The organism is Lactobacillus sp. CA30L, from assembly GCF_059900845.1.
The window spans coordinates 1-13,168 of the sequence record NZ_JBWXGB010000012.1 but is presented as its reverse complement, the minus strand read 5'-3'; the positions used below and the strand labels follow the sequence as shown (position 1 = coordinate 13,168).

Below are 13,168 nucleotides of genomic sequence, written 5' to 3'. Positions count from 1 at the left end.
TTTTGCCAGAAATTCTTGCGCTTGTCAAGAACTTTTTTCTGGCCCGCTGCTGCCTTCTGCGACAGCAACGTTTTTTATCTTACTAAAGCTCCTTTGTTTTGTCAACTGGCTTTTTCAGAAAATTTGTCGCCTAGCGCCCTGTGCTTTTGCGCTCAGTGCCCGACGACAGTTATTAATACTAGCAACCTTTCGCTCTTTTTGCAAGCTTTTTTGCTTATCTTTTTCCAAAATAAGGACAAAGCCCCGGCTAGCGGGAGTTTTTTTATTAAAATTTGTATGGAATTGTTCCAACATTCTTATTTACGCCCTGTTCTTATTCCATTTATTTAAGTATATCGAGTAAGTATATCGAGGATTGTCAAATAAACTTAATATTTACGCATACCTTTATTAATCTTAGCGTTTTATAATTAAGTTAATATTTTTAAGGAGAATAATTATATCTTGAAACTTCGAATCTTAGCGTTAACAGCTACTGCCCTTTTAGGGACATCATTACCATTAATGACAGGCACAGTTGCAGCTAAGGCCACAACCACGGCCACAGCTGCTAGCAATGATCAAACTGAAATGTTTAATTTTGTCAGGAAGACATTTAAAAAACACCACGTGCGTGGCGTAATCACAGTTGTAAAAGATGGCATCCCTCAAACGATTAGTTACGGGTATGCATGGTATGGCAAGCGCATTGGCAATGGAAGTGCTAGGGTTGTCTACCCCACAGCATCTCTACAGAAAGTCATCACTGGTGCCATGGTCGTTCAGTTGATTAATGAATCGCGCACCACCAGCCAAGCTTTTTCGCAAAACACTAAAATCTCCCGGTGGTATCCTAATCTTAAAAATGCCAACAAAATCTCGGTGGGCAACTTACTGACCCATACTTCTGGGATAACTGCAGCCCAAACCGAAGTACCCCGCGGCTATAACTATTCAGAAGCCAATGCGGTCAACTGGGTAGTCAATCACATTAACGCAGCTACCCAGGACACAGTCGGAACTTACCACTACAATAACAGCAACTATATTTTACTTGCAGGCATTATCTGTAAAGTTACCGGCCAATCCTATGAGGCCAATCTGCAATCCCGAGTTATTAATAAGTTGCATCTGCAAAATACGTACCTCTATCAAAATATCCCCCAGGGTAAAACAGATCCTATTTCTTACTATTCAAATGGCGGCAAGAATTACCAAAAGGCCAGTTACTTCAAACGCAACTTTGCCTCCCAACTTCCGGGTGCAGGCAACTTATTCACCACTCCTGAAGAATATTACAAGATGCAAGTTGGCCTGACAGACGGAACCATTCTTAGTCAAAATGATTTTTATTATTTAACCCACCTGAAGAGCAAGGCCACCAATTATTCTGGCGGCATGTATCTAAAGCAAAACGATACCCTTAAACTAGCATATGGTAGTCTCAATACCATGCACTTTGGCACCTGGGTACAATTGACAACCGATAACCAGAACGGCATTGTCATGTTCTTGAACCAAACTGATGATAACGAAAATGATGAAAAGGACGTTGGCTACGAAATATTGCAGCACATCAAACCCAACACATTTTCTCTACGTTAATCAATAAATCCACTACTAAAGTAGTTAATAAAGAAATACTAGCAAGTTTAAGAAAAAATATAATTGTATATAAAAAAGGCGTTGCGTTCAACGTCTTTTTTGGTGGCCGGGACCCCCCCAAACTCTGTTTATTCAGCAAATAGCAAATTATACATCCTAGCCGGCAAAGGCTGCCTAAGCAACAGATTCATCCCCACCGTTGCCTTCTTTTGGGGACCGAGCAATTCCTCCTTAACCGTCTCCTTCTGGATATCGGCCGGCCCCAAATAGAAAAACCGCTTGCCAACTGCATCACTTCTTTTAACGAACAAGTGTAACTTCATCTGCGGCGTATTGAGCAGCCGCTGGACCTCATCGGACTCCAGGTGCCGCGGCGACCTCGTATACCAGCGCAGGCTGCGTCCGTCTTGCAGCGTGTTATGGTAGAGGGCGCTGCGCTGTTGGTCCACGCTCTTCTTATAGATAATAAAAATCGGTGTTTCGTCCTCATCAACGCGGTAGCCGTACATGGGGGCGGACACGTCCTTGGGCCAGTTGAGCAAGCGGCACACGTCCTTGCGGTCATAACTCTGGTAGAGGGTTAACTGCTGCTGATTATCGTATTCCTGATTCATTGCGAGACCGGTTTTAACCGCGTCTTCAAACAGGCTCCTAAAGGTCTGGTTCCCCTCCAGGGCCTGGGCCAATCGCGGCGCCAATTCATAATTAAAAAGATCGACCCGCTCAACCAGGGGCGCCCCGCCGTACTGGGCTTTCTTCGTCGTCTTGCCCTGCTTAATATCAAAAAAATCAAGCGTCAAGACGCCCACAACCGAGTTCAAAACGGCCCGGTTGACGTATGCACCACGCTCACGCAGCGCCTGCTCAAAGGACTCTTGACTGACCTGTTTTTCAGCCAGCAGCAATTTTAGCAGCACCAGTTCATGCGGCCGCTTGCCGTTCAATAGTTCCTTGGTCACAAAAGAAAGGACGGCGTTTTCATACGGGGCGAGGCTGATTTTTTTGCCCATCTTTTGCAAAAACTGCCCGTAATTCTGCAGGCTATGGTTATCCGCAAAAACTTCCGGCGAGGTTGAACCGTAGCGGCTAAAATCAAATAAAAGTGGCGGGCGCCCAATTTTTTCCTTTAGTTCTAAATAGGACTGGCGCAATTCCTTGATACTGTCAAGCTTGATACGGTCGAGGGCGGCCAGAATCTTGTCCGAAGCAAAACGGCTGAAGTTAATTGTGGAAACGTCGATGAAACCCGGCAGCTTGCTCTCTGCCCGCGCCTGGTCCACGCTGCGGCTGGCATCCTGATTCAAAGAAATTGGGATTAGGTAGTTGTTTTTGTAGTTGCCGATAAAGTCGATTACCGTGACGTAATCCTTGCCCGGGTACTTGCGCAAGCCCCGGCCCAGCTGCTGGATGAACACAATGCTCGATTGGGTGTTGCGCAGCATGACAATCTGGTTGAGAGCGGGAATGTCGACCCCCTCGTTGAACAAATCAACCGTGATGATGTAGTCGATCTGCCCTTCCTCGAGTTGGTGCACGACCTGCGTCCGCCGCCGCTCACTGTCCTCATTGGTCAGGGCCACGGCCGGGTGCTTCCTGCCGGAAAAAGCCGCCGCCAGCGCGCGGGCCTCTTCCTGCCGGCTGCAGAAAACGAGCCCCTTAGCCTGACTGCCACAGTAGCCGTAATAGTCGAGCTGCTTGAGAACATAATCCACCCGCTCAGGGGCCAGCAGCCTGCGCAGATTGGCCGTCTCGTCAATGTTTTGTCCGTTTGCCTCATAGTCTGTTACCCCAACGTAATGAAAGGGCGCCAGCATCTTTTCTTCCAAGGCGCCGCGCAGGCGGATCTCGTAGGCCAGGTTGTAGTCAAAGAGGCGATAGACGTCTTGGTCATCCATCCGCTCGGGCGTGGCCGTCATCCCCAGCCAGAAGCGGGGCGTAAACTTGGCAAAAACCTTCTGGTAGCTTGGTGCCGCTGCCCGGTGCGCCTCATCGATCAGGATGTAGTCGAACTCATCTGCGGGCAGACTTCTCAGCAAATCGTCCTGGCTGAGCGTCTGCACGGTCGCAAAGACGTACTTGCAGCTTAATTCATGCTTGTGCCCCGTTAAGAGGCCGTAGTCGCTGCGGTTGCCGCCAATTACGCGGTAAAAACTCGCCAGGGCCTTCTTGGCAACCTGTTCGCGGTGGACAACGTACAAAAATTTGTGCGGCTTGAAGTCCTTGACGGCAAACGCCCCCAGGTAGGTCTTACCCGTGCCCGTGGCAGACACAATCAGGCCCCGCTTCTGACCATTTTCAACCAGGTCCTGCAATTCCTTTAGTGCTGCTTCCTGCATCTTGTTGGGCACAACGTCGACCGCAGTTTGGGATTTAACTTGGGGCCGGGATCCCCGCTGCGGTCTGACCCAACCGTCTTCATATTTCTTGAGCCAGTCAGCGGTCAACGGCCGGCTAGTTGCCTGCAATTCACGCAGCTGACCGGCTAATTGCCGCGCCAGAGTCGCATTCTCCTTTGAGCTGATCTTTAAGGCCCACTCGTAATTACACAGCAGCGCGGAGCGTGTGAAGTTAGCGCTGCCAACCACAACCGTCTGCCAATCTGCATGGTTAAAGAGGTAGCCCTTGGCGTGAAAGCCGTCCGTCTCCGCAATTTTGACCACTAAGTTGGGAATCTTCATCAGTTCATGAAAGACCTTGGGGTCATTGAAAGCCAGGTAGTCGCCGGTAATCAGAGTCCCTGACACCCCCTTAGCGGCCAGGTCGGCCATGACCACCTTGAAGGGAACCAGCATGTCTGGGGTCACAAATGCCACCGCCCAGGTAAAGTCTTGACAGTGCAAAAGCTCCTGGCGCAAGCTCAGCCAAATATTATCATCATTTGCGTTTTGCAAAAGCTTAGGACTCAAAAATTCGTGGCCCGGATAATCGGGGTCATACAGCCCGTTTAGTATGGCATCCTGCAATGGTTCGTTCATCATATTGCCTCCAGAACATCCTCCCAAAAATAAAGGGAACCCAGCTAATGGAGTCCCTTTTTACAAATCGATCTCAAGCAAAATCGGACAATGGTCGGCCCGGACGCCGGTGTCTATCATTTCCGACCGCTTGACCTTGCCGGCAATTCGGTTGCTCGTCAGCCAGTAGTCAATCCGCCAGCCGGAGTTGTTTTGCTTGGCGGTCTTTACCCGTTGGGCCCACCAGGAATAGACCCCCTCAACGTTGCCATTTACTTCCCTGAAGGTATCCGTGAAGCCCGCCGCAAGGAGCTTGGCAAAGTCGGCCCGCTCCTCATCCGTGAAGCCCGCCGAATGGTGGTTGTTGTCTGGGTGCTTCAGGTCGATCTCGGTGTGTGCGCAGTTATAGTCGCCGCTCGCCATAACCGGTTTCTGCTGGTCCAGCTGCTTAAGGTAGGCGATATACTTTTCATCCCAATCCTGCCGCTCGCTTAAACGCTTGAGGCCATTGCCCGAATTTGGCGTGTATACCTGCGTCACAAAGTATGCTGGAAACTCCAAGGTAATAATCCTGCCTTCATCGTCCATCGGTTCCGGTGCGCCAATTTTCGGAAAGGTCACAACCGGCTTAAATACCTTCTTGTAGAGGTACATCGTACCCGCATAGCCCTTGCGCGCTGGCTCCTCGGATGACCGCCAAACAAAATCATATTTGGGAAATTCGGTTGTCAGAATCTCCTGGTGCTTCTTGGTTGGACCAGTTGCACGCAGCTTAGTCTCCTGAATTGCGATTACGTCCGCATCCAGGTCATGTATTTTTTGCAAGACTTTGCGGGTCTCCACCGCCCGCACGGAGCTACCGGTTAAAGCTGCGTTTAGCGAATCAATATTCCACGAAATTAAGATCATTTGTTTCTCCTTTTTTCTTGTCCTTGACATTATATAGTTTTTCTTGAACGACTCAAAACTTCAGCCCCCGAGCACTATTTTTCCTGTTTCTGCTGGGGCTAATAGTGCCCAGGCAGATGGTGCGGGCCAAGCAGTTGCTCATTTTTTCATTAAAATAATTCGGCTAATTATGTAATATTATTCACTAACTTTTAAAAATATTTATCATCACATGAGCAGTGCTTAATCACCGTTATTATAATTATTGTAAGCGATTACCGTTATATAAAGCTTCAATAAAATTAAATATTTCACAGCTTTTTATTTTATTTATTATTGAGCAAGTGTATAATAGCACAAGAAATGAAAATGACATTACAGTCTATGGAGGTTAGATTTTATGACTAAAATTTTTGCTTATGCCATACGCAAGGATGAGGAACCCTACGTTCACGAATGGAAAAAGGCGCACCCAGACGTCACGGTTGACTTCACCGACCAGCTCTTGACTCCTGAAACAGCCGCCCTGGCGAAGGGTGCCGACGGCGTTGTTACCTACCAGCAGCTGGACTATAAGGCTGACACAATTGCGGCCCTAGACAAACTCGGAATTCACAACTGGTCCATCCGCAACGTGGGAATTGACAACATCGACTTAAAAAAGGCCAAGGCACTTGGCTTCAAGCTGACCAACGTTCCGGTCTACTCACCTGATGCCATCGCCGAGCACGCCGCTATCCAGGCCGCCCGGGTTCTGCGCCAGGACAAGGCCATGGATGCGAAGATTGCCAAGCATGACTTCCGCTGGGCACCAACAATCGGCCGCGAAGTGCGCGATCAGACCGTTGGCGTCATTGGTACCGGCCACATCGGCCAGGTCTTCATGAAGATCATGGAAGGTTTCGGTGCCAAGGTGATTGCTTACGATATCTACAAGAACGCAGAGCTTGAGAAACAGGGCTACTACGTTGACAACCTGGACGACCTTTACGCCCAATCCGATGTGATTTCGCTGCATGTGCCTGATACTCCGGAAAACATTCACATGATCAACGACGATTCCATCAGGAAGATGAAGGATGACGTTGTCATCGTCAACGTTTCCCGTGGTCCGCTAGTCGACACCGATGCCATTGTGCGTGGGTTAGACACAGGCAAGATTTTTGGTTTCGTGATGGACACTTACGAAAACGAGGTCGGCATCTTCAACAGTGACTTTAGCACCAAGGAACTGCCGGACAAGCGCCTGGCTGACCTCATTGCACGGCCGAACGTTTTGGTGACGCCACACACCGCCTTCTACACGACCCATGCGGTCCGCAACATGGTCGTCAAGGCTTTTGACAACAACCTGAAACTGATCTTGGGCGAAAAACCCGACACGCCAGTTGACTTAGATAAAGAATTTTAATTCACAAACTTATTCCCCTTCTTAAATACATTAAAAAATACAACTTATCCAAAGAAGCACCGCAAAATTGCGGTGCTTCTTTTTTTGTCAGCAAAAACGGGCATTTTAGTTGGCCGAGGCGTTGATGGCCTGAATCAACGCGTTCCTAAAGCCCAGCTCTTCAAGCTTTACCACGCCCTTAATGGTGCTTCCACCCGGGGTAGTCACTTCATCCTTTAGCTTTTCCGGCAGTTCTTCGCTAGCCAGGGCAAGCTTGGCCGTGCCCAAAATCATCTTTTCAATGATGGCGTAAGACTCGGCCCGCTTAACGCCGTTTTGCACGGCCGCATCGCTCAGGGCACTGATCATCAAGTCAACGTAGGCGGGAGTACACCCCGCAACCGTACCATAAATGCCCGCCTTTTCCTCCGGCACAACGTACACGTCTCCGGTTAAGGACAAAAGCGTCGTAACGGCGTCACGTACGTTTTGATTGGCTTCAGGCGCAAAGCTGACGACTGTGATGCCCTCGCCAATCTGGACCGGGGTGTTGGGAACAATCTTGACAAAGGAAGAGCCCGCCGGCAGCTTCCTGTTAACCTCAATCAGGTTGCCGCCACCGGTTGACATGATGATGCCGTGATACTTTTGACCCAGTTTGTCCAAAATCGTGTCGGTGACGGGCCCGCCAACGGCAACAATAACCGCCTGGCACCCGTTAAATTCCGCGTAGTTATCGACCAAGTGCAAGCCACTAGCTGCCGCAATTTTTTGGGCCGACTCGTGGCCGCCGTTAAAAACGTAAATATCCGCTGGCGCCACTTTGCCGTGCATCAGCCCCCTAATGAGTGCACCGCCAATCTTGCCGGTACCAATAAATCCAACTTTCATTCCCAAATTCCCCTTTACTAACGCTTTTCCAATCAAAAAGCACTCTTATCCGGATCGCCGGCAACTTGCGCCGCTACGTGCCCCAAGACCCATAATCGACGTCCTTGACGCCATTATTTATCTCAATATCATCATCAAAGGAGGTGCGCTTTACTGGCGCAGCAAGCACCCTGCCCTTCTTCTCAATTATACTTAATTGACGCGCCTTTATGTACAAATAAGATCAAACTTTGCGGTTGACCCGAAAGTCATTTTTAAGCAGGCCAACAAGCTGCGGGTAATTGGTCACTTCGCACAAGGGATGCAGGTGCAGGCTGTTCTTGCGGTGGCGGTGGTTGTACCAAACGCTGGCAAAGCCATACTTCTCCGCCCCGAGGATATCCGACTGCAGGCCATCGCCGAAGAAGACCGTTTCTGCGGGGCCAATCTTCGTGTGCGCAAAAAAGTAATCAAAGATCCGCTGGTCCGGCTTGGAAAAGCCGGCCTCTTCCGACGTGACAATCAAGTCAAAGTAATCCCTAATGCCCGCTAGTTCAAGGCGGTGACGCTGCATGAAGGCCTCGCCGTTGCTCAGGATTGTCAGCTTATAGCCCTGCCGCTTGGCAAAGCGCAGCGTATCCTTAACGCCTGGAAGGAGCTGGTAGGACTCGCCAAAGTACGAGCGGTACTCGTCCATGATTGCCCGACCATCAACTTCAATGTGCAGATTTTCCCTGATAAAGCTGCTGAAGACCGTCCGCGTGAGCTGGTCGTAATCGATCTTGCCCTGCTCCAGTTGCCGCCACAGGCCCTGGTTGTATGCGTGGTAGCGCCGCTGCAATTCATCGTCAAGCACCCAGCGGTGGGCCCTAAAGAGGCTGTGCAGGGCAAAGCTTTCCGTGGCTGCGAAGTCGATCAGCGTATCATCGATGTCAAAAATTATTTGTTTGAAGCGCAAATTAACTCGTCCTTTCCAGTCATTTTTCAAAATAGCACGTTCACTAATAGCGTGGGAAGACCATTATACCAATTTTAGGGCTGTAAGCGGTATAATTAATTATTTTTAAAGTTTCGCTGGATAATTGCTGCTGCCGGCCCCAAACGTACTATAATTATCCTTAATTCTAGAGGAAGGGGTGGCTAAGCTTGCTTACATTATTATTGTTATTTGGATTTCTCTGGCTGTTTTTTAAGCTGGGGGTGGGCCTGCTTAAAATCCTTCTTTTCCTGCTGGCTTGCGGGTTAGGGTTCTTTTTCTTCGTTCACCTGCTTGTGCCCCTTCTGCTCCTCGGCGGCTTAATCTGCCTGGGGTGCACGCTGCTTCGGCACTGATTTCAAGCATAATTAGATATTTTAACGCACAATAAGGCTTATCTTATTGTGCGTTTTAGTCTAACCAATTCCTATATGATTTTTACAAATTTTTTAGCCGGCTTAATTCTTACGCGCCTTTAAATCAACCGTTCTTCGCGCAGCTTGATCCTCCTTTCTGCCCTTAGAAAATACAAGATATTGTGTTATAGTTCTTGGTGTAGCAATAGATGATGTGGCTGTGAAACATTAGTAGTTTTGGAGGAGTGACTTTGAATATGAAAAATCCGCGAATATCTTTAGGTCAGGACTATATCAAGCGAGTGAAACAAACCGTTACGCCGCACTGGGGTGAACTGGGCTGGGTCACCTACAAGCGTACCTACGCCAGGTGGCTGCCGGAGCAAAAGCGCTCCGAAAACTGGGACGAGACGATCAAGCGAGTGATTGAGGGCAACATTAACCTTGACCCCCGCTTGCAAAATTCCCCGTCGCAGGACGTCGTGGACGAACTAACGCTGGAGGCCCAGAGGCTCTTCAGGCTGGTCTACGGACTGGCCGCCACCCCGTCGGGCCGCAACCTGTGGGTCTCGGGGACCGACTACCAGAAGCGCACCGGTGATTCGCTGAACAACTGCTGGTTCATCGCGATCCGCCCGCAGAAATACGGCAACAGTCACATCATCCCCAATTATATCGGCAAGAACGAACTGGCCGTTTCAATGCCCTTCTCCTTTCTCTTTGACCAGTTGATGAAGGGGGGCGGCGTCGGTTTTTCCGTTGTCAAAGAAAACATTGAGAAAATCCCCCGCGTCGATAACAGCATCGACTTAAGCGTCATCATTGACAAGTCCAGTGCCTCTTACGATGCGTCCGTTAAGCTGGGCGCAAGCGATAAAGACGCGTGGGCCCAGGAAAACAAGGCTGCCAGTGACTACGTCTACTACAGACTGCCCGACACGCGCGAGGGCTGGATCCTGGCCAACGCACGCCTGATCGACATGCACTTTAGGGCCACCAACCCCGAAAACAAGACCAAGCTGGTGCTTGACATCAGCGACATCCGGCCATACGGGGCCAAGATTCACGGCTTTGGCGGCACGGCTTCCGGACCGATGCCACTGGTCGAGATGCTTTTTGATATTAACCAGATCATCAACAACCGGGCCACTGCCATGCTCACTTCCGTTGATGCCACCGATATCTGCAACCTAATCGGCAAGACCGTCGTGGCCGGCAACGTGCGCCGGTCAGCCGAACTGGCCCTGGGATCCAAGGACGACCAGGACTTCATCACCATGAAGCAGGATAAGGACAAGCTCTACCACCACCGCTGGGCCTCCAACAATAGTGTCGCCATTGACTCCAAGTTCAGGGACTACGAACCGATTGCTAACGGCATTAGGGAAAACGGCGAACCCGGCGTGGTCAACCTCGACCTCTCCCGGAACTACGGCCGCATTATCGACGGCTACCAGGAGGGCATCGACGGCGAGGTCGAAGGAACCAACCCGTGCGGCGAGATCTCCCTGGCCAACGGCGAACCCTGCAACCTGTTCGAGGTCTTCCCGGCCATCGCCGAGGAGCAGGGCTGGGATTTGAAGGAGGTCTTCGGCCTGGCCGCACGTTACACCAAGCGGGTAACCTTCAGCGACTACGACTGGGAAATCTCCCGCTCCATTATCTACAAGAACCGCCGGATCGGCGTCTCCATGTCCGGCATTCAGGACTGGCTGCTAAACGACCTCGGCCACCGCGTCGTTACCGGCTTCAAGGACGGCGTTGACGAGGAAACCGGCGCCAAGATCAAGGTGCCAATCTATGACCCCAAGGGCATCAAGATGGTATCAGACGCATACCAAGCGGTGGTAGACGCCGATGCTGACTACAGCAAAGCCCTGGGCTGCAAGCCGTCAATTAAGCACACGACGGTTAAGCCTTCCGGCACGGTGGCCAAATTGGCGGGTGCGTCCGAGGGGATGCACTTCCACTACGCCGGCTACTTGATTCAGCGGATTCGCTTCCAGTCATCCGACCCGCTGCTCAAGGCGCTGGATGACTGTGGCTACCATTCCGAGCCCGACATCTACACGCCGAACACGACCTGCGTTGAGTTCCCGCTGCGGGCCGCACACGCCGATAGTGAAAACTTTGCGTCGGCCGGGACCGTTTCAATTGCCGAGCAGTTTGCCACCCAGGCCTTCCTGCAGACCTATTGGTCCGACAACGCGGTCAGTTGCACGGTGACGTTCCAAAATAAGGAGGGCGACCAAATCACGCCGCTCTTAACGCAGTACCGTCACACCATCAAGTCGACCTCCCTTTTGCCTTACTACGGCGGCTCCCTCAAGCAGGCACCGAAGGAACCAATCGACAAGGCCACTTACGAAGAGCGCAAGGCCGAAATCAGCGGCAACGTCGCCACCGTTTTTGCCCAGCAAAATGACGACCAAAAGGACCTCGAACTCGTCGACCAGGCCGACTGTGAGTCCGGCGCGTGCCCGGTTAGGTAATTAACCGCCGAAGAATATTTAGCATTTTATTTAGGAGCTTTAACCATGAAAAAAAACAGAGCATCAGTACTTGCAGGAATCGCTACCATTTTCATCTTCACCCTCACGGGCTGCCAAAACACGCAAAGCGGTCAAAAGCCCGCTGCTCCCCGCAAAATTACCGTCACGTATACGCTTGTTGACAAGGTTAAGAAGGACGCAATCATGAAGACCGTCAAAGTCCCCCAAAAAACAACCGTGCTAACGGGCTTGAAGAAAGCCTGGAAAGTTGACAGCACTAAGGGTTTTATCACTGCTATCGACAACAGAAAGCAAGACGCCAAGAAAAAAATCTACTGGACCTACACCATTAACGGCAAGTTTGCTTCCAAGAGTGCAAATCAGCAAAAACTGGCTAAAAATGATGAGGTTAAATTCACCTTGGCAAAGATGAAGTAAGCCGATGCGCATGCTCGACTCAACCAAGAAGGTTGCGCTGCTTGCCATCCTCACGGCAATGTGCGTGGCCCTGCGGCTATTCAAAATCATTCCCATGCCCAACGTCCAGCCAGTTACCGCCATCTTGATGATTGTGACGCTCAACGTCGGCCTCGGTTTCGGCTTTGTCCTCGCCATTTTGACGATGGTTGTCTCCAACATTTACCTGGGTTTTGGCATCTGGACGATTGCCCAGATCCTGGCCTACGGCGGCTGCATCTTAACCGTTGCCCTCCTGGCCAAGGTAACGCCCCTTAAAAAGCACTTTACCCTGCAATTGATTGTTGCCGCCTTTTTAGGCTGGGAATACGGCTGCTTCGTGGACTTCGGGATGTCCATTTTTGGCGGCTTCCAAGCATTTTTAGCCTATTGGGCGGGCAGTCTGACCTTTGACACCTACCACGCCGTCGGCAACTTGATCTTCTACCCCATTTTGTACAAGCCGCTCAACCTGGCGCTTGACCACTACTTAAAAAAGCAGGGAGGCTATCATGGCACTAAAAATATACACTAAGGTGGGCGATCAGGGCTTCACCAAGCAGGTTACCGGCAAAATGGTGCCCAAGTACGACCCGCAGATTGCGGCCGTGGGCGACGTTGACGAGCTCGACTCCTACCTGGGCGTCGCAATCGCGAGCCTATCGCCCAAGTGTCAGCAGCTGCGTGCGCCACTGCTGGACTTGCAGCGCGCGCTCTATGAATTGGAGAGCGACATTGTGGTCAAGCGGCATGAGGAAATCACCCCAGAAAAAGTTGAGGACCTGGAAAAGCGGATTGATGAGCTCAATACTCACATTCCGCAAATGACCCACTTTATTCTGCCCGGTGGCTGCCTTACCGCCAGCCACCTGCATTACGCGCGGACGGTCGCCCGCCGCGCCGAGCGGTCGCTGGTGCAGCTGAACGCAAAGCAGCAGGAACTGGCACCCGCGCTGCTGCAATACATCAACCGGCTGTCAGACTACCTTTTTACCTTGGCCCGCTATGCCAATGTTTTAGAAGGCGTTGAAGAAACCAAGAGCAAAAGCAAATAAGATAACATCTACTACACAAAAGAGTCTGGGAAAAAACTATTTCCCGGACCAACAAAAAAAGACGTTGAACTCAACGCCTTTTTTCGTATACATTTTGTCTTGGCCCTGATATTATTTATTTACCAAACTCAAATAGATCGGAGACCA

The 13,168-nt window shown here is 50.7% G+C and carries 12 protein-coding genes; 8 read left to right on the top strand and 4 right to left on the bottom strand.

Going from position 1 to position 13,168, the window contains the following annotated elements:
- A partial coding sequence (locus tag AC2JF8_RS09155) for a hypothetical protein (RefSeq protein ID WP_500762785.1) occupies positions 1–330 on the top strand: 330 nt, incomplete at its 5' end.
- A gap of 174 nt (positions 331–504) precedes the next feature.
- Complete coding sequence (locus tag AC2JF8_RS09150; RefSeq protein WP_500762784.1) at positions 505–1,584, top strand: serine hydrolase domain-containing protein; 1,080 nt, start codon at positions 505–507, stop codon at positions 1,582–1,584.
- A gap of 128 nt (positions 1,585–1,712) precedes the next feature.
- Here the strand turns inward: AC2JF8_RS09150 and AC2JF8_RS09145 are convergent, their stop codons facing one another.
- Together AC2JF8_RS09145 and AC2JF8_RS09140 are read right to left on the bottom strand one after the other, a co-directional pair.
- A complete protein-coding gene (locus AC2JF8_RS09145) occupies positions 1,713–4,559 on the bottom strand; it encodes a DEAD/DEAH box helicase (protein ID WP_500762787.1) in 2,847 nt (948 codons plus the stop codon).
- A gap of 60 nt (positions 4,560–4,619) precedes the next feature.
- Positions 4,620–5,447: an exodeoxyribonuclease III gene (locus AC2JF8_RS09140; RefSeq protein WP_500762783.1), complete on the bottom strand. Its 828-nt coding sequence runs from the start codon at positions 5,445–5,447 to the stop codon at positions 4,620–4,622.
- Between the two features lie 379 nt (positions 5,448–5,826).
- On the opposite strand from AC2JF8_RS09140, the gene AC2JF8_RS09135 reads away from it, so the two are divergent.
- The gene (locus AC2JF8_RS09135) at positions 5,827–6,837 is read left to right on the top strand and encodes a D-2-hydroxyacid dehydrogenase (protein WP_500762782.1); all 1,011 of its coding nucleotides are present in this window, start codon (positions 5,827–5,829) and stop codon (positions 6,835–6,837) included.
- Between the two features lie 105 nt (positions 6,838–6,942).
- Here AC2JF8_RS09135 and AC2JF8_RS09130 read toward each other — a convergent pair whose 3' ends face one another.
- Both AC2JF8_RS09130 and AC2JF8_RS09125 read right to left on the bottom strand, forming a co-directional pair.
- Positions 6,943–7,707, bottom strand: coding sequence for a pyrroline-5-carboxylate reductase family protein (locus AC2JF8_RS09130; RefSeq protein WP_500762781.1), 765 nt, complete (start codon positions 7,705–7,707; stop codon positions 6,943–6,945).
- A 223-nt stretch (positions 7,708–7,930) separates the two neighbouring features.
- Complete coding sequence (locus AC2JF8_RS09125; RefSeq protein WP_500762780.1) at positions 7,931–8,644, bottom strand: YjjG family noncanonical pyrimidine nucleotidase; 714 nt, start codon at positions 8,642–8,644, stop codon at positions 7,931–7,933.
- A gap of 188 nt (positions 8,645–8,832) precedes the next feature.
- Here AC2JF8_RS09125 and AC2JF8_RS09120 point away from each other — a divergent pair, with 188 nt between their 5' ends.
- The 5 genes from AC2JF8_RS09120 to AC2JF8_RS09100 all read left to right on the top strand — a co-directional run bounded on the left by AC2JF8_RS09120 (position 8,833) and on the right by AC2JF8_RS09100 (position 13,021).
- A complete protein-coding gene (locus AC2JF8_RS09120) occupies positions 8,833–9,018 on the top strand; it encodes a hypothetical protein (RefSeq protein ID WP_500762779.1) in 186 nt (61 codons plus the stop codon).
- 257 nt (positions 9,019–9,275) lie between these two features.
- On the top strand, positions 9,276–11,510 hold the full coding sequence (gene nrdJ / locus AC2JF8_RS09115) for a ribonucleoside-triphosphate reductase, adenosylcobalamin-dependent (RefSeq protein ID WP_500762786.1): 2,235 nt from the start codon (positions 9,276–9,278) through the stop codon (positions 11,508–11,510).
- Positions 11,511–11,555: 45 nt separating this feature from the next.
- Entirely contained in the window at positions 11,556–11,948 is a 393-nt protein-coding gene (locus AC2JF8_RS09110) for a DUF4430 domain-containing protein (RefSeq protein ID WP_500762778.1), read from the top strand.
- 4 nt (positions 11,949–11,952) lie between these two features.
- Positions 11,953–12,501 (top strand): ECF transporter S component, encoded by a 549-nt coding sequence (locus AC2JF8_RS09105; RefSeq protein ID WP_500762777.1) that lies wholly within the window; start codon positions 11,953–11,955, stop codon positions 12,499–12,501.
- On the top strand, positions 12,479–13,021 hold the full coding sequence (locus AC2JF8_RS09100; RefSeq protein ID WP_500762776.1) for a cob(I)yrinic acid a,c-diamide adenosyltransferase: 543 nt from the start codon (positions 12,479–12,481) through the stop codon (positions 13,019–13,021). The genes AC2JF8_RS09105 and AC2JF8_RS09100 overlap by 23 nt, the downstream gene beginning before the upstream one ends.
- The last annotated feature ends 147 nt before the right edge of the window (positions 13,022–13,168 follow it).

What these genes read in the sequence shown, in the direction of transcription:
- AC2JF8_RS09150 (WP_500762784.1), top strand. Translation starts at nt 505, where the DNA reads ATGACAGGCACAGTTGCAGCTAAGGCCACAACCACGGCCACAGCTGCT.
- AC2JF8_RS09145 (WP_500762787.1), bottom strand. Translation starts at nt 4,559, where the DNA reads ATGAACGAACCATTGCAGGATGCCATACTAAACGGGCTGTATGACCCC.
- AC2JF8_RS09140 (WP_500762783.1), bottom strand. Translation starts at nt 5,447, where the DNA reads ATGATCTTAATTTCGTGGAATATTGATTCGCTAAACGCAGCTTTAACC.
- AC2JF8_RS09135 (WP_500762782.1), top strand. Translation starts at nt 5,827, where the DNA reads ATGACTAAAATTTTTGCTTATGCCATACGCAAGGATGAGGAACCCTAC.
- AC2JF8_RS09130 (WP_500762781.1), bottom strand. Translation starts at nt 7,707, where the DNA reads ATGAAAGTTGGATTTATTGGTACCGGCAAGATTGGCGGTGCACTCATT.
- nrdJ (WP_500762786.1), top strand. Translation starts at nt 9,276, where the DNA reads ATGAAAAATCCGCGAATATCTTTAGGTCAGGACTATATCAAGCGAGTG.
- AC2JF8_RS09110 (WP_500762778.1), top strand. Translation starts at nt 11,556, where the DNA reads ATGAAAAAAAACAGAGCATCAGTACTTGCAGGAATCGCTACCATTTTC.
- AC2JF8_RS09105 (WP_500762777.1), top strand. Translation starts at nt 11,953, where the DNA reads ATGCGCATGCTCGACTCAACCAAGAAGGTTGCGCTGCTTGCCATCCTC.
- AC2JF8_RS09100 (WP_500762776.1), top strand. Translation starts at nt 12,479, where the DNA reads ATGGCACTAAAAATATACACTAAGGTGGGCGATCAGGGCTTCACCAAG.